General features: G+C 63.0%; 20 protein-coding genes and 2 pseudogenes. 14 read left to right on the forward strand and 8 right to left on the reverse strand.

Features of this window, described 5'->3' with window-relative positions; translation table 11 throughout:
• Positions 1-13: 13 nt before the first annotated feature.
• The gene (locus ACEN9T_RS09125; protein WP_092976592.1) at positions 14-439 is read left to right on the forward strand and encodes a GlcG/HbpS family heme-binding protein; all 426 of its coding nucleotides are present in this window, start codon (positions 14-16) and stop codon (positions 437-439) included.
• A 389-nt stretch (positions 440-828) separates the two neighbouring features.
• On the opposite strand, the pseudogene ACEN9T_RS09130 reads toward ACEN9T_RS09125, so the two are convergent.
• Positions 829-1,196, reverse strand: a pseudogene (locus tag ACEN9T_RS09130) (LysR substrate-binding domain-containing protein); the annotation flags it as partial.
• Position 1,197: 1 nt separating this feature from the next.
• Here ACEN9T_RS09130 and ACEN9T_RS09135 point away from each other — a divergent pair.
• Positions 1,198-1,491: pseudogene (locus ACEN9T_RS09135) on the forward strand (nuclear transport factor 2 family protein); the annotation flags it as partial.
• A gap of 75 nt (positions 1,492-1,566) precedes the next feature.
• Positions 1,567-2,076: a signal peptidase II gene (lspA, locus tag ACEN9T_RS09140; RefSeq protein WP_092976675.1), complete on the forward strand. Its 510-nt coding sequence runs from the start codon at positions 1,567-1,569 to the stop codon at positions 2,074-2,076.
• 53 nt (positions 2,077-2,129) lie between these two features.
• On the opposite strand, the gene ACEN9T_RS09145 is transcribed toward lspA, so the two are convergent.
• From ACEN9T_RS09145 to ACEN9T_RS09155, 3 genes are all read right to left on the reverse strand, one after another.
• Complete coding sequence (locus ACEN9T_RS09145; RefSeq protein ID WP_092976589.1) at positions 2,130-2,336, reverse strand: hypothetical protein; 207 nt, start codon at positions 2,334-2,336, stop codon at positions 2,130-2,132.
• Positions 2,337-2,435: 99 nt separating this feature from the next.
• The gene (locus tag ACEN9T_RS09150; protein ID WP_092976586.1) at positions 2,436-2,855 is read right to left on the reverse strand and encodes an Hsp20/alpha crystallin family protein; all 420 of its coding nucleotides are present in this window, start codon (positions 2,853-2,855) and stop codon (positions 2,436-2,438) included.
• Positions 2,856-2,888: 33 nt separating this feature from the next.
• Positions 2,889-3,332 (reverse strand): Hsp20/alpha crystallin family protein, encoded by a 444-nt coding sequence (locus tag ACEN9T_RS09155; RefSeq protein ID WP_092976583.1) that lies wholly within the window; start codon positions 3,330-3,332, stop codon positions 2,889-2,891.
• 189 nt (positions 3,333-3,521) lie between these two features.
• Between ACEN9T_RS09155 and ACEN9T_RS09160 the strand changes: the two genes are divergently transcribed.
• The 4 genes from ACEN9T_RS09160 to ACEN9T_RS09175 all read left to right on the forward strand — a co-directional run bounded on the left by ACEN9T_RS09160 (position 3,522) and on the right by ACEN9T_RS09175 (position 6,733).
• Positions 3,522-4,154, forward strand: a complete 633-nt coding sequence (locus tag ACEN9T_RS09160; protein WP_092976580.1) for a diguanylate cyclase — start codon at positions 3,522-3,524, stop codon at positions 4,152-4,154.
• A gap of 175 nt (positions 4,155-4,329) precedes the next feature.
• Positions 4,330-4,647, forward strand: a complete 318-nt coding sequence (gene groES, locus ACEN9T_RS09165) for a co-chaperone GroES (RefSeq protein WP_004628765.1) — start codon at positions 4,330-4,332, stop codon at positions 4,645-4,647.
• 101 nt (positions 4,648-4,748) lie between these two features.
• Positions 4,749-6,371 carry a chaperonin GroEL gene (gene groL / locus ACEN9T_RS09170; protein WP_092976577.1) on the forward strand — a complete coding sequence of 541 codons (1,623 nt, stop codon included), beginning with the start codon at positions 4,749-4,751 and terminating at the stop codon, positions 6,369-6,371.
• Positions 6,372-6,481: 110 nt separating this feature from the next.
• On the forward strand, positions 6,482-6,733 hold the full coding sequence (locus ACEN9T_RS09175; protein WP_092976672.1) for a hypothetical protein: 252 nt from the start codon (positions 6,482-6,484) through the stop codon (positions 6,731-6,733).
• Positions 6,734-6,918: 185 nt separating this feature from the next.
• On the opposite strand, the gene ACEN9T_RS09180 is transcribed toward ACEN9T_RS09175, so the two are convergent.
• A complete protein-coding gene (locus ACEN9T_RS09180) occupies positions 6,919-7,890 on the reverse strand; it encodes an AraC family transcriptional regulator (protein WP_092976574.1) in 972 nt (323 codons plus the stop codon).
• Positions 7,891-7,983: 93 nt separating this feature from the next.
• On the opposite strand from ACEN9T_RS09180, the gene ACEN9T_RS09185 reads away from it, so the two are divergent.
• Both ACEN9T_RS09185 and ACEN9T_RS09190 read left to right on the forward strand, forming a co-directional pair.
• Entirely contained in the window at positions 7,984-8,820 is an 837-nt protein-coding gene (locus ACEN9T_RS09185) for an oxidoreductase (RefSeq protein ID WP_413707579.1), read from the forward strand.
• Between the two features lie 186 nt (positions 8,821-9,006).
• The gene (locus ACEN9T_RS09190; RefSeq protein WP_413707580.1) at positions 9,007-10,377 is read left to right on the forward strand and encodes an APC family permease; all 1,371 of its coding nucleotides are present in this window, start codon (positions 9,007-9,009) and stop codon (positions 10,375-10,377) included.
• A 425-nt stretch (positions 10,378-10,802) separates the two neighbouring features.
• Here ACEN9T_RS09190 and ACEN9T_RS09195 read toward each other — a convergent pair whose 3' ends face one another.
• Positions 10,803-11,552, reverse strand: a complete 750-nt coding sequence (locus ACEN9T_RS09195; protein ID WP_413707581.1) for an SDR family oxidoreductase — start codon at positions 11,550-11,552, stop codon at positions 10,803-10,805.
• A gap of 177 nt (positions 11,553-11,729) precedes the next feature.
• On the opposite strand from ACEN9T_RS09195, the gene ACEN9T_RS09200 reads away from it, so the two are divergent.
• Positions 11,730-12,647 carry a LysR family transcriptional regulator gene (locus ACEN9T_RS09200; RefSeq protein ID WP_413707582.1) on the forward strand — a complete coding sequence of 306 codons (918 nt, stop codon included), beginning with the start codon at positions 11,730-11,732 and terminating at the stop codon, positions 12,645-12,647.
• Between the two features lie 364 nt (positions 12,648-13,011).
• On the opposite strand, the gene ACEN9T_RS09205 is transcribed toward ACEN9T_RS09200, so the two are convergent.
• The gene (locus ACEN9T_RS09205) at positions 13,012-14,379 is read right to left on the reverse strand and encodes a GGDEF domain-containing protein (RefSeq protein ID WP_413707583.1); all 1,368 of its coding nucleotides are present in this window, start codon (positions 14,377-14,379) and stop codon (positions 13,012-13,014) included.
• 243 nt (positions 14,380-14,622) lie between these two features.
• On the opposite strand from ACEN9T_RS09205, the gene ACEN9T_RS09210 reads away from it, so the two are divergent.
• Complete coding sequence (locus ACEN9T_RS09210; RefSeq protein WP_413707584.1) at positions 14,623-15,222, forward strand: undecaprenyl-diphosphatase; 600 nt, start codon at positions 14,623-14,625, stop codon at positions 15,220-15,222.
• A gap of 7 nt (positions 15,223-15,229) precedes the next feature.
• Here the strand turns inward: ACEN9T_RS09210 and ACEN9T_RS09215 are convergent, their stop codons facing one another.
• Complete coding sequence (locus ACEN9T_RS09215) at positions 15,230-16,696, reverse strand: MFS transporter (RefSeq protein ID WP_413707585.1); 1,467 nt, start codon at positions 16,694-16,696, stop codon at positions 15,230-15,232.
• Between the two features lie 104 nt (positions 16,697-16,800).
• Here ACEN9T_RS09215 and ACEN9T_RS09220 point away from each other — a divergent pair, with 104 nt between their 5' ends.
• From ACEN9T_RS09220 to ACEN9T_RS09230, 3 genes are all read left to right on the forward strand, one after another.
• A complete protein-coding gene (locus tag ACEN9T_RS09220) occupies positions 16,801-17,409 on the forward strand; it encodes a TetR/AcrR family transcriptional regulator (RefSeq protein ID WP_092976554.1) in 609 nt (202 codons plus the stop codon).
• A gap of 133 nt (positions 17,410-17,542) precedes the next feature.
• Positions 17,543-18,130, forward strand: coding sequence for a hypothetical protein (locus tag ACEN9T_RS09225; protein ID WP_092976551.1), 588 nt, complete (start codon positions 17,543-17,545; stop codon positions 18,128-18,130).
• A complete protein-coding gene (locus tag ACEN9T_RS09230; RefSeq protein WP_413707586.1) occupies positions 18,127-19,077 on the forward strand; it encodes a S1C family serine protease in 951 nt (316 codons plus the stop codon). Before ACEN9T_RS09225 ends, ACEN9T_RS09230 begins: the two co-directional genes overlap by 4 nt.
• The last annotated feature ends 3 nt before the right edge of the window (positions 19,078-19,080 follow it).

Consider the following 19,080-nt stretch of genomic DNA (forward strand, 5'->3'; position numbering starts at 1 on the left):
AAGGAGCCTCACCATGACATCCCCCATCGTCCCAACGGCAACGATCAGCCTGGAGGCCGCGCAAGCCTTGCTGGCGCAGGCGCGTCGGGCCAGCGCCGCACGCGGGTTTGCCGCGACCATCGCCATTACCGATGCAGGAGGGCACCTGCGCGCGTTCGAGCGTGCAGACGCCGCGCCTTTCCTGACCGCTGACGTCGCCATCAACAAGGCATGGACGGCAGCCTCGTTCGGCCTGGCGACGCATCAATGGAACCAGTACATGGCCGAGCCCGCCGTTGCTCCGCTGGCGCACCATCCGCGCCTGATGCCGGTGGGCGGCGGCGTGCCGATCTTTTACGAAGGGCGTCTGGTGGGCGGCATTGGCATCTCCGGTGGCAGCGCTGCTCAGGACCACGAGGCGGCCGAGGAAGCATTGCGCAACGAAGGGCTTCTATCTTGAGCTGTGAGCGAGCCTATGCGCTGTTCCTCGGCGTTTGCAATGAGGCATGGGCGGTGACGTCCCGCCCAGCCGATGACTTCAACCGCGCCTTCAGTTCTTCGCTGGCTTGATGCAGCGCTGCACGCGTTGCAGGCACGCCGGCAAGTGCGTTGAGCAGGCCGGCAAGGGGCGCGTTGCCGCTGAGAATTGTTGAATTGCCTCGGCAGGGCCCCTTCCATAGACTCCGCCCCTGGAAACTTAAGGGGAGGCTCCTCCCTCTCCCTAGTCGTCCATGCAGTCCTAGCTCGCCTCGGCCACCCGTCCCGGCCGGGGCCCTTTTTTTGTGAGGCGGCATGCCGATGCAGCAGCAACGGCACGTCGCAGTACAGGACTGCTTTCCTCGACAACAATCAGTCTTCCCGCGCAAGCCGCGACAAGACGTCAGCGAGGGCGCGAATCTTGGGCTGGGCGGCTCGTTGGGATGGATGGACGACGAAGTACGACAAGCCGTTTTTCGCCACGTCGATAAAAGGCGTGACCAACGTCCCCGCCCGTAGGCGGTCTCTCGCCATCCGCGGATCACCTATTGCAACGCCATGCCTCGCCGCCGCAGCGGTGAGCGTCAACGCGAGGGTATCGAAAACGAGTCCACGGTCTGCGTCAATGTGCGGTGCCCCAACGCTTTCCAACCAGCATTGCAATCCTCATGGCTCTGCCCGGGATGGAGCAATGCCACATGAGCAAGATCGGCCGGCGATCTAAGCGATGCGGCCATCTCTGCGCAGATCTTCTCGCCGTTTCTCGGGTGGATGCACCCCGCGCCGTTCTTTGCGAAGGTCGATGCGGCATCTGGTGGAAGCAAAATCACGTCAATCGACATCTGCGTCAGCACGATGGGCGCCCGACGTGCGACCGGTTACTTCATCTATGACTGGGAGCTCAAAGATGGGATGGCGGTGCGCTTTGAGTGCGTCGATGTTTTTGAATTTGACGACAACGGGCTCATCGAGCGGATGATCATCGTCTACGACACCCATCCGATTCGCATTACGGTGGGCGACAAATACGCGTAGCCAATCTAAGTCGTTCGGAGCTGGCGACACCCCACTCTGACTAGAATGGGGGCCCGCCTACAGATGACCTCTCGAATGACGACGAAGCAAAGAGTTGCCATTGCGCTGCTTGGCGCGCTCGCCTGGATCATCATCGACCAGGCCACGAAGGCCATATTCAAGCAAATATTGACGCCCGGCGAAGTCGTGTCATTGCTTTCAGGAAGCCTTCTCGTTCTACCCACCTATAACCACGGCGCATTCCTAAGCCTCGGGGCGGGAATGTCCGATGCGACTCGCAATATCGTTTTCATCTATGGCGTTCTGGCGATTCTGGTCGGCCTGTTCGTGTGGCTGCTGCGTTCACCCAGGCTCGGCCGTACCGAAGTCATGGCGACAGCTTGCATTCTGGGTGGAGGGCTCAGCAACCTGTTCGATCGTTGTGTCTACGATGGCCGGGTTTTTGATTTTCTGAACATAGGCATCGGGCAGTTGCGAACGGGTGTGTTCAACGTCGCAGACATTGGAATCATGCTCGGCGTGGCGCTCATTCTCTTCCGTGGTGTCAAGCGCGGGCCGACTCTGCCAGGGGCCTCGGCGGCCTGAAGAATGCAGGCCCCCAGCGGGCCAGCTGTTCTGCTGCCCGCGAACCTGCCGGGCTACTGACGATCAACGGCGTTGAGGGCTTGGAGCACCGAGCGTCCGGCATCGGTAAGCCGTGCGCGGCGACGATGCCCCTCGGCAGAACGCGCCAGCATCACCAACTGCCGCTCCAGCAACGAATCCAATTCAGCGCGATTCATATCCACCTGCTCTGGCGACTGACTGACCAGCATCAAGGTGGCAAATTCGTGTGCACTCAGCATCTTTGTCTCCTAGTGACAAACAACCGTAACCAGGGGGCACGGTGCCAAATGCAGGCGCGCAACGCGCGCCCGCTTGCAAGGCAAACAACAGGCGGCGGCTCAGCCGGCCTGGACTTCGATACGCCGCGGCTTGGCTTCATCGCGACGCGGAATCGTCAGCTTGAGCACTCCGTCGCGCAACTGGGCGTCGATGCGCGAGGCATCAAAGTCCGGGCTCAGCACAAAGGTGCGCGAGAAATGCGGGTGTCGAACTTCGCCGTGCTGCAGGCGCAGTCCCGGCGGTGTGGACACCATCAACTCGGCATCGACAGTAAGCGTGCCGTCCTGCACGCGAACATCAAGCTTCTCGCGCGGGACGCCTGGCAGGTCTGCGTACAGCGTGATGCCCTGGCGGTTTTCGAAGATGTCGACGGGTGGCGCCAAGTGTGTCTGTCGCGCAGCCGCCTGTTCAGCCGTCTGCTTTGCAACCGCCGCCTTACCAGGCTGCACTTGGGTCGCCAATTGGGTGGTGTCGTTCATGATGTGCTCCTTCGTGCTTGCGCAAGGCGCGGCTCAGCCTTGCACCGTGATCTGACGCGGCTTCGATGCCTCCGACTTGCCCACGCTGATGGTCAGGCAGCCGTTGACGTACCGGGCGCTGACTTTGTCGGGATCGACGTCTTGTGGCAGCTCAATCACACGGCGGAATGCACCCGTGAAGCGTTCATCGGCATACACGCGCGTCTCGTCGGTGAGTTCGAAATCGGGGCGCTTGCGCTCGCCGCTGATCGTCAGCAGCCCCTTGTCGATCGAGACATCGATCTGCGCGGGGTCGAGCCCCGGGGCGAATGCGACGATCTCTACGGAGTCATCGGTACTGCCAATGTTGACGGGAGGAAAGGTGCCGATGCGCGTTGCGCGCAGGCTGGCGGGTGCCCCCGCAAAGAGAGTGGCCATCTGCCGTTGCAGGCGGTCGAATTCGCCCAGCAGATCGGTGCCAAAAAACAGATCGCTCATGGCTGGCTCCTGAAGGGCCCGCACGGAGACTGAACCGAACTACGCGCTCCAGTTCATCGGTCCGTGGCGGGCCACTGACAAACAAATCGAAACACGCAGCGCGAGAACCGCGACTGCATTGACGAAACCTAAAATAGGGAAGCAGGCAGAAATTTCAAGAGGCCATTGGACACAGCATTCGGAGGCTTCATGGACCTTTTCAGCGCAGTGCATGAACAGATGGACGCGGTGCGTCTGCCATTGGTCGCCGTCACCGTAACGGCGGCCCGGCGGGCGAATACGCCGCTTGTGGCGATCCTGCATTGGCACGGATTCCGCCGCGCCAGTCCGCTGGTGTTACCGGGAATCGATATTCCGCCTCGCTCGGTACCCAGCTCCGCCATTCAGCTGGGCCACGCCTGGCGCCACATCGAAACCATTGATGAAGTGCTGCTCGATGCAGCGTGGCGGCTGGGCGCATGGGACCTTGAGCGCGTCGAGCGACGCGGTTGCAACATGATCGGCGCATCGGCGGGTGAAGCGCTGGCCTGCCGTCAGGCATTCGGTGATTACGACGGCGCATCAGCAAACGAAACCCTGATCGACGGTGCGCCCGATCGCGGCGAGCTGATGCAGATTGCCGCAGACGAGGGCTACGTGCGCTGGTTGTTCCGTCCGGTCAAGGGCGGGGTGTGGCAGGCGCTCGAAGAGTCGGACGACACACTCGGGCCCGATGGAGGACGGCCGTCACCCTGTCCCGTCCTTCCAGTACCGCGCCAGCGGCACGGACGCGGCCGTACGGTCTATCGGTTGGGCGCCGTCCACCGCATTCTTTTGCCCTGATACATCTTGTTACAAACACGCCGTTCGCGAGCCTCTTGAAGTCGCCGCAGAGCGCTTCTATTTTGCAATCCGCCAAGTGTTTGGCACGGCTTTGTCAGCCCCGCCCAGGCGCCATGCTTGCAGGGTGTGCAAGCCGGATTCCCTTTTTTGGTGATCTATCGCTCAGGAGATGGAAATGAAGATTCGTCCCCTCTACGACCGGGTTATCGTCAAGCGAATCGAACAGCAGCGGACGACGGCCTCGGGCATTGTGATTCCTGATTCCGCCGCAGAAAAACCCGAGCAGGGTGAAGTCATCGCGGTCGGCACGGGCCGCCTGCTTCAGGACGGCACGCAGCGCGAACTCCAATTGAAAGTCGGTGACCAAGTGCTGTTCGGCAAGTACGCCGGTCAGACCGTCAAGGTTGATGGCGAGGAACTCCTCGTCATGCGTGAAGAAGACGTCATGGGCGTCATCGAAACCCACGCCGAGGCGGTTGCCAAAGCCGCCTGAAGCCTCGAGCCGCTCGCGGACACCGCCGGATATCGCCGGACACGCAAAGAGGCCGGTTGTTCGCGACGTGTTGAGTCAACGACTTATCCGGAGCAACAAACATGAGTGCAAAAGACGTCAAGTTCCACGACAGCGCGCGCGTCCGTATCGTCAAGGGCGTGAATGTTCTTGCCGATGCCGTGAAGGTGACGCTCGGGCCCAAGGGCCGCAACGTAGTCATCGAGCGCAGCTTTGGCGCCCCGACCATCACGAAGGACGGCGTGTCTGTCGCCAAGGAAATCGAGCTGAAGGACCGCTTCGAAAACATGGGCGCGCAGATGGTCAAGCAGGTCGCGTCCAAGACTGCGGACATTGCCGGTGACGGCACCACCACGGCCACCGTGCTGGCCCAGGCCATCGTGCAGGAAGGCATGAAGCACGTGGCCGCCGGCATGAACCCGATGGACCTCAAGCGCGGTATCGACAAGGCGGTGGCCGCAGTGCTCGATGAGCTGCGCAATCTGTCCAAGCCGATTTCGACCAACCGCGAAATCGCCCAGGTGGGCTCCATTTCGGCCAACTCGGACGAGGCCATCGGCAAGATCATCGCCGAGGCCATGGAGAAGGTCGGCAAGGAAGGCGTCATTACGGTCGAGGATGGCAAGTCGCTCGACAACGAGCTGGACGTTGTCGAAGGGATGCAGTTCGACCGCGGCTACGTCAGCCCGTACTTCATCAACGACCCGGAGAAGCAGGCCGCATATCTGGACGATGCGCTGATCCTGCTGCACGACAAGAAGATCTCGAATATCCGCGACCTCCTGCCGATCCTGGAAGCGGCATCGAAGGCCGGCAAGCCGCTGTTGATCGTGGCGGAGGATGTTGAGAGCGAAGCGCTCGCCACCCTCGTCGTCAACGCGATGCGCGGCATCCTGAAGGTCGCCGCCGTCAAGGCGCCCGGCTTTGGCGATCGCCGCAAGGCCATGCTCGAAGACATTGCCGTCCTTACCGGGGCGACGGTCATCTCGGAGGAGACGGGCAAGCAGCTCCAGAAGGCCACGTTGGAGGATCTCGGCCGGGCCAAGCGCGTGGAAGTCCGTAAGGACGACACCATCATCATCGACGGTGCCGGCGACCAGGCCAGCATCGACGCGCGCGTCAAGTCGATCCGCGTGCAGATCGACGAAGCCACGAGCGATTACGACCGCGAGAAGCTGCAAGAGCGCGTGGCGAAGCTCGCCGGAGGCGTTGCCGTCATCAAGGTGGGTGCTGCCACCGAAGTTGAGATGAAAGAGAAGAAGGACCGTGTCGACGATGCCCTGCACGCCACGCGCGCGGCCGTGGAAGAGGGCATCGTGCCGGGTGGTGGCGTTGCCTTGCTGCGCGCCCGTTCTGCGGTGGTGAACCTCAAGGGCGCGAACAGCGATCAGGATGCGGGCATTCGGATCGTGCAGCATGCCTTGGAGGCACCGCTGCGCGCCATCGTCGCCAATGCCGGTGAAGAGCCTTCCGTCGTGATCGCGAAGGTGTCCGAAGGCAAGGGCAACTACGGCTACAACGCGGCCACGGGCGAGTACGGCGACCTCGTGGAAGCAGGCGTGGTTGACCCGACCAAGGTCACGCGCACCGCGCTGCAGAACGCCGCGTCTGTCGCAGGGTTGATTCTGACCACGGATGCAACCATCGCGGACGCGCCGAAGGAAGACAAGCCCGCACAAGCGCCGGCGCCTGAACTGGACTACTGATCCGCGCAGTTGCGCTGCCATCGACTGGCCGGTTCGCCGGCCGGTGCAACTGCATTCCGGTGCCGCACGATCTTGTTGCGGCGCCGGCTTTTTCAGGTTCGATCGTCACGATGAAGCTACAACTCACCATTGACGCGAGGCTGCTCGACGTTGAAATCGATGATGTCGTTGCCGGCCTGCTCGCAGCGCGCCTGGGCCTGCCGGAAGGCACCGACCATCGAGAAGCGATCACACGGCATCTCAGCGAGGTCAGCGCCCCTTGGGTGCTGGACGATGAACACATGCGCAAACGCGTGCTGCGTCGCCTCATTCTTGAGATCGCAGACCCGACATTGTTGATGCGCCATCTCATGATTGACTAGGGCCCGATGTGCATGCCAGCTAGGACGCCGAAAACGTCATGCGCTGGCAACGCGGCCCGAAAGGTTCGGCCGAGCAAGCTGAAGAACGCGATGGGAAAGCCTAGATAGGTATCCGACCATCGAAGTGGGCCTGGTGCAGGCCGGTCTGGCTGGTCTTGCAAGACCACCCATTGGTCGATGGGTGCTCAGTGCGACGACACATATGCGGCATCGTCGAAGGGCGGCGGGAGCGCGAAGCTCTCACGCATGCGCTTTGATTCCGCTGCCGGCGTCAAACCAAAAAGCCGCTTGAACTCTCGGCTGAATTGCGAGGGGCTCGCGTAGCCCACGGCGTGGCTCGCCGCTTCGGCCGTCAGGTCTTCACGCACCATCAGCAATCTCGCCTGATGCAGGCGTGTGGACTTCACGTATTGCATTGGCGAGAGCTGCGTAATCGCCTTGAAATGGCTGTGGAAGCTTGGGACGCTCATTCCTGCTTTTTCGGCAAGCTGCGTTACATCAAGCGACTGTGCGTATGCGGCGTGGATGTGCCGTAGCGCGTGGCCGATTCGCCCGAACTGCCCCCGCATCGCCAGTGCTTCCCTCATCGCGCCACCTTGCCCGCCGGTAAGCACCCGGAAATACACCTCGCGCAACAGGCCCGGCCCCAAGACGGCCGCTTCTACGGGATGGTGCATGGCCTCCAGGAAGCGCAGCACAGAGGCCTGCATCCCCTCATCCATGGGGCTGGACATCATGCTTTGGGGCGCGGCGGTGCGGTGGGTCACTCCAACGCTATCCAGCTGCGCGGCCAGTTCGGCGGCCATCGCAAAATCGAGGTGCAGATAGAGCGCGAGCAGCGGCCGTTCGGGCGTCGCGTCGGTCTCCATGCTGAAGGGCACAGGCACCGACACGGCAAGGTACTGATCTTCGTCGTACTGGTACAGCTGGTCGCCAAAATACCCGCGCTTGCGGCCTTGGCAAACGATCACGATGCCTGGGTCATACAGAACGGGCGTGCGCGATAGTGCGCGGTCGGAGCGCAGGATGCGCACGCTTGTGATGGCCGTAAGGTTGTAACCCTCGTCCGGCGCAAGTGCGCGCAGCAGCGAAACGGTTCGGGCTCGCGTTGCCGCAAGCGCGGTGGAATCCGGAGGAGTGATAGCCCGGTTGGTCATACTTTTAGGCAATAAATTCAGCCGAATTCGGCTTAAATCGACTATCTGCCAAGACTAGCATGCACCCTTCATCACGCTCGGCAAGGGGCAGCTATGACCAGCAGCAAGATTTTTCTCATCACGGGAGTCAGCAGCGGCCTGGGCCGTGCGCTGGCACAGGAAGCATTGGCCGCGGGCCACAAGGTTGTCGGCACCGTCCGAAGCGAGCAGGCCAAGCGCGATTTCGAGTCGCTTTCACTCAATGCAATTGCGCGTGTGTTGGACGTGACCGATTTCCACGTCATCGACGGTGCCGTGTCGGAAATCGAAGCCAACGTCGGCCCGGTCGATGTCCTCGTCAACAATGCCGGCTACGGGCATGAGGGGGTACTGGAGGAGTCGCCGTTATCCGAGATGCGTAGGCAGTTCGACGTGAACGTGTTCGGTGCCGTCGCCATGATGAAAGCGGTGCTGCCGTTCATGCGTCGCCGCCGGCGTGGCCACATCCTGAACATCACATCGATGGGCGGACATATCACGATGCCGGGCATTGCCTACTACTGCGGCAGCAAGTTCGCGTTGGAGGGCATTTCGGAAACTCTTGGCAAGGAGGTGCGCAGCTTCGGCATTGCCGTGACTGCGGTGGCACCCGGATCATTCCGTACCGACTGGGCGGGGCGCTCGATGACGCGCACGTCGCGCTCTATCCCCGACTACGACAATGTCTTCGATCCCGTGCGACGCGCCCGGGAAGAAAAAAACGGCAAGCAACTCGGCGACCCGGTTAAGGCAGCGCGTGCGATGTTGGCTGTGATTGCGGCCGACTATCCGCCGGCCCATCTGCTGCTTGGCAGTGATGCGCTAACGCTTGTTCGAACCCATCTGACTGCGCTGGAAGAGGAACTGCGCAAATGGAAGGACATTACCGTGTCGACGGACTATGGACACTGAGTGTCGGCGTAACCCTTAGAGAGACTGTCGTGTAAGCGATGGTGCGCTTTGACCATTCACAGCAGATGCATGCCAGAGCGCCCGCCCAAGCTCCTCGCAGGGTGCAGAGCGCCCCCTATTGCCCGCACCTTCCGCACAGGGTAAAAATCGGTCTATCGCCCATTGTCGACCCGGAGTCGCGCGCCCATGGACCAGCCAGCCAAGCTCAATGCAGATTCCCTGGGCGTCGTCGAATCGGTAATCATGGGCATTGCCGGCACCGCGCCGGCCTACAGCATCGAGATCACGACTTCCACCATCATCGGGACGGCTGGCACGCAGTCGCCGGCGAGCATTTTGGTGTGTGGGCTCATCATGTTTGGCATCGCGTATGCGTTCATCAACATGAACCGCGCCTTGGCGAGCGCCGGTACCTCATATTCGTGGGTGAGCATGGTATTCGGGCGCGCGCTCGGCTTCCTTGCCGGCTGGGCGCTGCTGGTGCTGTGCTGCGTGTTTATGGTGTCTGCCATGATTCCGGCGGCAAATGCCACGCTGCTCATCTTTGATCGGCCCATGATGAACAACGTGCACTACGTGACGTTGATCGCTGCGGCATGGCTCACAGTTGTCAGCGCGGTGGTCGTCAAGGGCATCAAGCTCACCAGTTACGTGCAGGTGCTGATGACGATTGTCGAGGGCATCATCCTGCTCGTGATCATCGTCGCGAGTTTCATCGTGTTCCCGCATACGCCAGCGCATCCGTTCTCGTGGATCTGGTTCTGGCCTTTCGCGTTCACGCCCAAGATGTTCGCCAACGGCGCGTTGGTGGCGATCTTCTTCTTTTACGGCTGGGACGTGACGATGAACCTCAGCGAAGAGACGCGTGACGCAAACCACACCCCCGGTCGGGCCGCGTTCTGGTCGATGGTGTTCTTGATGGCGTTCTTCCTCATCTTCATCGTCATTACGCAGCTTGGCTTGTCCGATGCCGAGATCCAGCACTACAACACGAACATCATTTTCGCCATTGCGGAGAAGTTGTTTGGCCCGACCTGGGGCTACGTTGCGATCGTCGCGGTATTGCTGAGCACGGTGGGAACGGTCGAAACCCAGATGCTGCAGTTCACACGCACGCTGTTTGCCAAAAGCCGCGACGGCGCACTCCACGCGCGCTATGCGCGTCTGCATCCGGTTTGGCGCACGCCCCACATCGCCATCTTCTTCATCTGGATTACTGGGCTCGTGCTGCTGTTCGTGTCGTCTTATCTGCCGACGATCAACGTCATCCTGCAGGATTCAATTACTGCCATCGGTTTCCAGATTTGCTTCTACCTGGGGCTCACTGGGCTTGCCTGCGGCTGGTACTACCGCAAGGTGCTGACGCAAGGGCCGTGGGTTGCCATCACCCATGTCATCTGGCCGGTAGCAAGCGGGCTCTTCCTTTTCTTCATCGCGCTCTACAGCATCCCGACCTTCGACTGGGTCACCAACGTCGTGGGGATGGGCGGCATCGCAATCGGCGTCATTCCGCTGCTGCTGAACCGCAAAAAAATCTGGTTGGCCCCCTCAACCTGAGCCGTCCCTGCGAGAGGGCCGCAACTCGACCGGCACGACAATCGGGCGCATCGACTGCTGTCAGCCTGCACTGACAGCGCCTGCGTATTGGCCTACAGAAACAAGGGCACGCCCGGACAAGACAATTGGCGTCCTCTGATAGCGAGAGTCGGGCGCCCCGCCAATACTTGGGTTGTTGGCACCCGGTTCTCGATAAAGGTCATTGTCATGGACGGCTATTGCACGCTATGCGGGCGACGCGGGCATTCTGCGTCGCACTGCCCATGGGGTTCGTATCTCCGAATCCGTCGCTGTTCTCCGGCCTTGTCGAAGGGTTCCAGCTTCGAGCGGCAAGCCCCTCAGCCTGAGCCCAAGATGATCCTCAGGCGTGCGTCATGTCAGGCCCGCGCCGCTGGAGGTTGGTAGCCGTTTCCGGCTACCGACGCTCAAACCTGAGCCATCCCGCCATCAACAAACAACTCGATGCCATTGATAAAGCTTGCCGCGTCCGAGGCAAGAAACGCGACGGCCTTGCCCACTTCGGCCGGCTCTCCCAGGCGGCCCAGCGGCACCTGAGCGGCGAGGAAGTCGAACAGGCCCTGGCGCGTTTCATCCGATGCGAGGCCGCCAAGGCCGGGCGTGCGAATCGGGCCCGGGCTCACGACATTCACGCGAATACCGCGATCCTTCAGATCCATCACCCACGAGCGGGCGAAGTTGCGCACCGCCGCCTTGCTGGCGCTGTAGACGCTGAAGTTGGCCGTGCCTTGAACCGAGACCGTGGACGACGTCAGGATGATCGATGCGCCGTCGGTCAGCAGCGGTAGCGCCTTCTGCACCGTGAACAACACGCCGCGCACGTTGGTGCCAAAAATCCGGTCGAAATGCTCTTCGGTGATGGCACCCAGCGACATCATGTCGCCGCCGCCGGCATTGGCGAACAAGATGTCCAGCTTGCCGGCCACCTTGGCAATGTGGGCATAGACGGCGTCGAGGTCGGACAGCACCGACGCATCGGCGCGCAATGCGGTGGCGCCGGCGCCGATCTCCGCGACGGCGGCGTCGAGTTCCGCCTGACGTCGGCCGGTGATAAACACGCGCGCGCCTTGGGCTGCGAGTTCCTTGGCGGCGCCAAGGCCGATGCCGCTGCTGCCACCCGTGACCAGGGCGATCTTGCCTTCCAGTTGCTTGCTCATGATGTGCTCCATGTCGTGATTTCAGGTTTGGATGAATGACCTCGCGGCGGGCAGCCTTGCTCTGCGTGGCCCCGTCGCGTTGGGCATGGAGGCAATGTAGAGCTCGGAAACTTTTCGAAAAAGGTCTGCAAATAGAATTACTATCCACGGTTGTGGATAATTTGCGCGGACATTCGAATGGATCAGCTCCTGGCAATGCGCTCTTTTGCGCGGGTGGTGGAAGCGGGCAGCTTTACGCGGGCGGCTGATTCCCTCGACATGCCCATCGCGACCGTCAGCAAGCAGGTGCAGGAGCTTGAGGCCCACTTGGGCGTGCGCTTGCTGCAGCGGACGACACGGCGCGTGACCGTGACGCCCGAAGGCGAGGACTACTACGCCAAGAGCACGCGCATCCTGCGCGACCTGGAAGACATCGATGCCTCGTTCAGCCTCGCACGCGGGCGGCCGCGCGGGTCTTTGCGCATTGATGTCGGCGGCTCGACGGCGCGCGACGTGCTGATTCCTTTGCTGCCGGAATTCGTGGCGCGCTATCCCGAGATCAGGATCGACCTGGGCGTGTCAGACCGCTCGGTGGATCTGATTGCGGACAACGTCGACTGCGTCATTCGTGGTGGCCCCTTGGACAACTCGTCCCTGGTCGCACGCCACCTGGGCAATGCGCCGCTGATCACCTGCGCCACCCCGGGATACCTCAAGCAATACGGCACGCCGGCTTACCCCGATGAACTCAAGAATGGCCACCGGCTGGTGAGCTACGTGTTCAGCCAGACGGGGCGGTCGGTTCCATTCCGCTTCGAGCGCGACGGCGAAAAGACCGAGATCAAGGTCGAGCATCGCATCGGCGTGAACGAGAGCAATGCGCATCTGGCCGCCTGCCTTGCTGGCCTGGGCATCGTGCAGACCTTCGGCTATGCGGCGCAAGCGCCGATCAACGACGGCGCGCTGGTGGAAATCCTGAAGCCGTGGCGACCGGCGCCTTATCCGTTTCACGTCGTCTATCCGCAAACGCGCCATGTCACCCATCGGCTGCGAGTGTTCATTGACTGGCTGGTGGAGGCGTTCCCGGGGCGTCTTGAACGGGCACCGAAGCGGTAATCCGGCGCATGGTCGCCATTGTCGCTGTGGACATGTGGATATGTGGATAAACACGTGAAGAACTTCAGGGACAACTGTGTTGGCTGTCCGGGGTCAGGTTGTCCACAGCGGGGGAATAACTTTGGTGTCTGCCGAGAGGGTGGGGCGCACTCTGCAGGAGTCATCCACGCCACGGCACACGCTGTCCGATGGGTTGTGCATTTCGCAAGCAGTTGACGCGAAAGGGTTTTCTGCAGCTATCCACAGAAACAATCCACCGTTATCTACTACTACTATTTTTATATACAGAAGAAATAAAGAAGACAGCAAAGACAGGCGTGCCAAATGCTCACGTGCCTGATCGTTTGACAGGCCTTACGTCACGCTACGTGAACGCAGCAGACGCAGGCTGCGCAGTCATCACCAGATTGCGACCGGCCGCCTTGGCACGGTAGAGCGCGGCGTCGGCAGTCTCGACCAGCGTGTCGATGGAGAGGACGCTGTTACCTGGCACTGACGTGGCGCAACCGGCGCTGACGGTCACGTAGCGCGACGGCGCAGCGGCTTCGATGCGCAGACGCAGCACGGCTTCGCGCGCGCGCTCTGCGAAGGCCTGCGCTTCGTTCGCATCGGTTTCGGGCAGAACGACGACGAATTCCTCGCCGCCGTAGCGAGCGATGAAATCTGCCGGTCGGCGCACCACGCCGGCCAGTGCATGGGCCACGGCTGCCAGGCATGCGTCGCCCTTGAGGTGGCCGAACGCATCGTTGTAGCGCTTGAAGTGGTCGACATCGACCATCACCAGCGAAAACGGCTGCCCGTTGCCCTGCGCAGCGCTGATCTGGTTATCGATCTGCCCGTTGAAGTAGGTGCGGTTGTACAAGCCGGTCAGCGCATCACGCATGGACGCCTGCCGCAGCGAGACATGCGCCTCGAACAGCCGCCGGTACAGCGCGGTCACCTCCCACACCAGCACGCAGACCAGCACCCCAGGCGCGAACATGCTGAACAGGCGCGCGACGTACCAGCCCACGGTAAAGCGGTCGGTGCTCAGCAGGTTGAGGGTGGTGTCGGTCAGGCAGGCCAGCGCGGCAATGGCCAGCCACACGTCAAGCACCGCACGGAGGCGGCCGCTGGCCACCACGGCGAGCACGGCAATGGCGTTGATGGCCCACAGGATGACCGCCACGGGGTTGTCGCCATTGCCGGCGTGCAGCGGCGGCGGCAGGTTGGTCAGCACTGCAAAGCCGCATAGCAGCACGCCCACCAGCACCGGCCCGCCGATCAGCAGCCAGGCCCACAGGCCGACGCGCCCGTCAGCAACGGCATCGCGCGAGAGCCGATCGCGCATGAGTACCGCCAGGATCACGAACAGCGGAAAACCGCCATGCCAGAACACCCACATCCATGCTGCACTGGTGGGGCGGGCGCCAAACAGCCCCGTGGGCGAGAACACGCCGGGGAACATCAGCAACTGCAGCGCCACCGCCAGGGCGGTAAAAGCATAGGCACCGCCCAGCGCGCCAAGCATCGGCTGCCGCGTCACGATGAACTGAGCGCCCAGCAAAAACGCGGCAATGCTGGCCGTGGTGAACACCGTCAAGGCGCACATGGGCATGAATGGGTTGATCGCCGGCCATTGCAGGCCCGCACGTGGTGCGGCCACGGCCAGCGTCAACAGGATCAACAGCGCAATCGCGCCGGCAATCATCGCTTGCCGGCGTGTGGTTCGCTGGATCAGGAAACTTTCCATCCACCCCCCGGGGTTCGAGATTGTGTATCCGACCTGCTTGCGTGCCGGTGTGTCTACATCATAGGCAGCGTCTGGCGGCGGGAAAAGCCTAGGCAAGGATCGGGGGCATCGCTACGGCTGGCCTAAGTCGGGTGGCCTAGGCTTGTCCACAGGCCCGTTCCAAGGGAATTGAAGGGAATCTTCCGTAGTGTGGGCCGGGTATCTCGCCGTTGTTGAATCACACGGGCCGTTGGCCGACGCTGTATGGAATCACTCAATCACACGCTGTTTCTTTGGATCAGCGCGCCGGCCGACGCTTCAGCCACGACCGTCTGGCTGGCGATGGCCTTTGCCGAATACGCGATCTGGCTGGTGCCATTGACGCTCGTGGCTGGCTGGCTATGGGGCGAGCCGACCACGCGTAGGCAGGCATTGCAGACCGGCGTGGCTGCAGCGCTGGCGTTGTCGATCAATGTTGGTCTCGGCCTCGCCTGGTATCACCCGAGGCCGTTTGCGATTGACCTGGGGACCAATCTGCTGCCGCACGCGCCGGATTCGTCGTTCCCCAGCGACCACCTCACCGCGCTGTGGACCGTGGCGTTCAGCCTGATGTGGAACGCACGCCTGCGGCGCGCGGGTGTGTTGCTGGCGCTATTGGGCGTGCCGATGGCGTGGGCACGCATCTACCTGGGCGTGCACTATCCGTTCGACATGCTGGGTGCGGCGGCTGTGTCGGCCTTGAGCGCTTGGCTGTGCAGCGGGCCCGTGGCGCATACGCTGTCGGAGCCGCTGCACCGCTTGGGGCTGGCGTTGCATGGTGTGGTGCTGGCACCGTGCGTGCGGCGCGGCTGGGTGCGCAAATAAGCCTGGCTCAGGCGTGCTGGCGCCAAGCGCGCCAGAACAGCACGAACGACAGCACCGTCGCGCCCACGTTGTAGAGCGTTGCCAGCGCGAACGCGTGGCCGTAGTGTGCGGCGTGGGAGGCCGCGTCCATCGCCACTGCGCCATCCACCCCATTCACCTGGCCGAGCAGCGAGAACAGCAGCACGCCCACCACGGTTACGCCCACCGCGTTGCCAACGGCTTGCATGGTCGTGACGGTACCGGCGCCCATGCCGGCCTGGGCCGTTTCCACGCCGCTTAGGATGGTGTTGAGCGACAGCGGAATCACCATGCCTTGTCCAAAGCCGTTGAGCATCAGCGGCAGGATTAGCCAAGCGGTGCCCGCGCACAGTTGCGCCATTGCCGCCAGCACCACCATGCCCACGGCGAAGATCGCCACGCCCAGCAGCAGGGCGCGCTGCCCGATGCGTTCAGCCAGGCGGGGCGCTGTGAGCGAGCCGGTAAAGAACGCGATGGCCGCCGGCGTAAACACCAACCCCGCTGCCAGCGCCGACAAGCCGCGCCCGAACTGCAGCAGGATCGTCAGCGCCAGGAAGTACGAGCTGATGGCCGTGTAGAACAGGAAGATGGCCAGCACGCCCAGCACAAAGCTGCGGTTGCGGAACAGCGCCATTTCGATGATGGGCACGCGGCCCGCCGCCGACAGCGCTTGCTCCACCCGCACAAAGTGGCGGAACACCAGCAACGAGGCCAGCGGCACCGCCCACGACCACCAAGGCCAACCAGACTCGCGGCCCTGCATGATCGGCACCAGCAGCATCGCCAGCGCCACCGCGCCGGCCACGGCGCCATGCACGTCCAGCCGCGCAGCCACCGGCGCACGCGATTCCGCGACGAAGGCCCGCGCCGCCAAAAGCGCAACAATGCCGATCGGCACATTCACCAAAAACACCGCGCGCCAGCCCGACACGTCGGCTGCCAGCGGATGCGCAATCAGCCAGCCGCCGATGATCTGCGAGACCGACGCCGCCACGCCTTGCACCGCGCCCATGGTGCCGAACGCGCGCCGCCGCGCATCGCCGTCAAACAGCACGCGCAGCGAGGCCATCACCTGCGGCATCAGGATGGCCGCCCCCAAGCCCTGGCCGACACGCATTGCGATCAGCATCCATGGTGTTGTCGCCAGACCGCAAAGCGCGGATGCCAGCGTGAACAACGCCATGCCCGCCAGAAACATGCGCTTGCGCCCAAACAGGTCGCCCAGGCGGGCGCCGTTGAGCAGGAACACCGCATACGCCGCGCTGTAGCCGACCATCACGAGCTGGATTTCGGCAAAACTGGTGTGCAGACCGGCACGAATGTCCGGGATCGCCACATTGACGATGAACAGGTCGAGAATGGTGACGAAGTTGCCGGTTAGCAGTGCCGCCAGCGCCGGCCAGTGCCGTTTGGCTGGCGAGGCAACGCCAGCGGCAGAAAGGGATTCCGTTGACATGGTCGATCTCGGTTTATTAATATACGGTCGTACGTATACTAGAGGGCGATCGGCCCGCGTCAAGCGCCGATTGCGTTGTCCCCACTCACCGATAGGGCATTGCCATGAACGAAACCGACGGGCGCCGCCAGCGTGGCGAACGTGCGCGCGCCCAGGTACTGGAGCACGCCACCGCCATTGCCTCCACCGACGGGCTTGAGGGCCTGACCATTGGTCGCTTGGCCACGGATGCGGGCGTGGGCAAAGGCAACATTCAGGTGCTCTTCGGCGACAAGGAAACGCTGCAACTGGCCACGCTGGACGCGGGCGTCGTGCACTACCGCGAGATGGTCGTTGAACCGGCGCTAGCGCTGGAAAGCCCGCTTGCCCGCCTGCGTGCGCTAACCGATGGCTGGTTCGACTATGTGGCCAGCGGGGCATCGCCGGGCGGCTGCTTTGTCTGCGCGGCCAGCTACGAATACCGCGCCCGCCCGGGCGCCATCCAGGATCGCGTGCGCGGGCATCGCGAGTCGGTGCGCGCGCGTTTTCGCGAGACGATTACCGCAGCACAGGCGGCCGGTGAATTGCGCGCCGATGTCGACGTCGATCAGCTCGTCTTCGAAATCGAATCGTTTCGCTCCAACGCCAACGTGGCGTTTCTGATGGGCGACATGGCGGTATTTGAACGCGCGCGCCGCAGCACCCAAGCGCGCATCAATGCGGCGCTCGCCTGAGCGGATTCCCAGCACACGACGCGCGCAAGCAACGCGCGTGCGGCTCGCCGGACTTCCCTCGGGGCCACCTTTGGTTACACTTGTGCGCAGTCGCACAAACACACCAAACACAAGACTCGCGGGGGAACAGGGTATGACGAGCCGAACGATTGCTGCGGCCATCGGAATCGGGGGCGCGCTGTGGCTGACGGGCTGCGCAGCGCCTTATACGGAGCCGCCAGCCGGCGCCAACACCGCCACGGTAGATTTCGTCCGCCCGCTGGCCAGCACCAACGCCACCATCCTCACGTTTGACGACGCGAAGCACTGCGGCAACCCGCGCACCGCGCTCAAGCCGGCCGATGCAACGCGGCCGATTCGCGTGCTGGCCGGTGTGCCGACCGCGCTGGGCGCAAGCTTCATCCGCACCTCGGGCACGCTCATCTACCGCTGCGGCGTGTCGGTGACGTTCGTGCCGCAGGCCGGCAAGCAGTACAAGATGACGGCCAGCTACCCGACCAACGCGCATGTGTGCCGTGCCGGCGTGGCGGAGTCTGACGATGGCCGGTCGTGGCACGCCATCAACGCCCGCTATCGCACCTACCGCATCAACCCGTCGTGGGGCACCGGAAGCTGCCCCGACCTGACCGATGCGGACGTGGCCTTCATGCGCGACAAAACGCGCTCTGAAGACGGCTCGACCACGCTGAGCGACCTTTCTGATCTGCTGACACCGCAATGACCCGCCGCACTGCCTTCATGATCCGCACGTTCCTGGCCACGGCATCGGCACTGGCCGCGTTGCCGGCGGCCGCGCTGGAGCCGGCCGAGGTGTTCGCCAAGGTCGCGCCCAGCATCTGGGAAGTGCGCGTGTCCAACGCCGCCGGGCAGCCGTTGGCCATCGGCAGCGCCGTGGTGATCGGCGATGGGTTGGCCGTGACGAACTGCCATGTGCTGCGCGGCGGCAAGCAGGTCAGCCTCAAGCGCGGCAACGCCAGCTTTGGTGCACGCCTGCTGTATCCCGACGTGCAGCGCGACCTGTGCCAACTGCGCGTTGCCGATTTCCACTACCCCTCCGTCACCATCGTGCCGAGCAGCATGCTGGTGACGGGGCAGAAGGTCTACGCAATCGGCAACCCGCTGGGGTTTGACCTGACGATCAGCGAGGGGTTGATCTCGTCGCTGCGGCATGACGACAACGGCGTGCTGACCGCGATCCAGACGTCGGCGGCGATTTCGCACGGCTCCAGCGGCGGTGGCCTGTTCGACAGCAATGCACGGCTGGTCGGCATCACGTCGCGCATGGTGTCCGCCGTTTACGGACAGAACCTGAATTTTGCGGCGCCCGCCGAGTGGATCAACGATGTGCCCGCCCGCGCGCAGAAGGCGCTGGCTGAGCGAGCGGCCGCAGCGTCGGCGGTGACGGCGAACACCACGCCTGCAGCGGCAACCGTGGCCGCCGCCGCGCCACAGCCGCGCAAGCCCGGTGAACTCGGCCCGAAATCGCAAGCTGCCTTTGGAGCGTATTTGCGCAAGCCGTGGCCGAAAATCTTCGTGGCCGCAGACGACGATCAATTCGTCTACGAGTGGGGCCAGAACGCTGAATTCCGTGCGGTGTCGTCGTGCAAGGAGCGTTATCAGAACTGCTCCATCTATGCCCGCGACGACACGGTTGTCGAGGCCAAATAAAGG

This window comes from Ralstonia sp. Ralssp110 (genome assembly GCF_047325135.1).
In the GTDB taxonomy this organism is placed as follows: Bacteria; Pseudomonadota; Gammaproteobacteria; order Burkholderiales; family Burkholderiaceae; genus Ralstonia; species Ralstonia mojiangensis.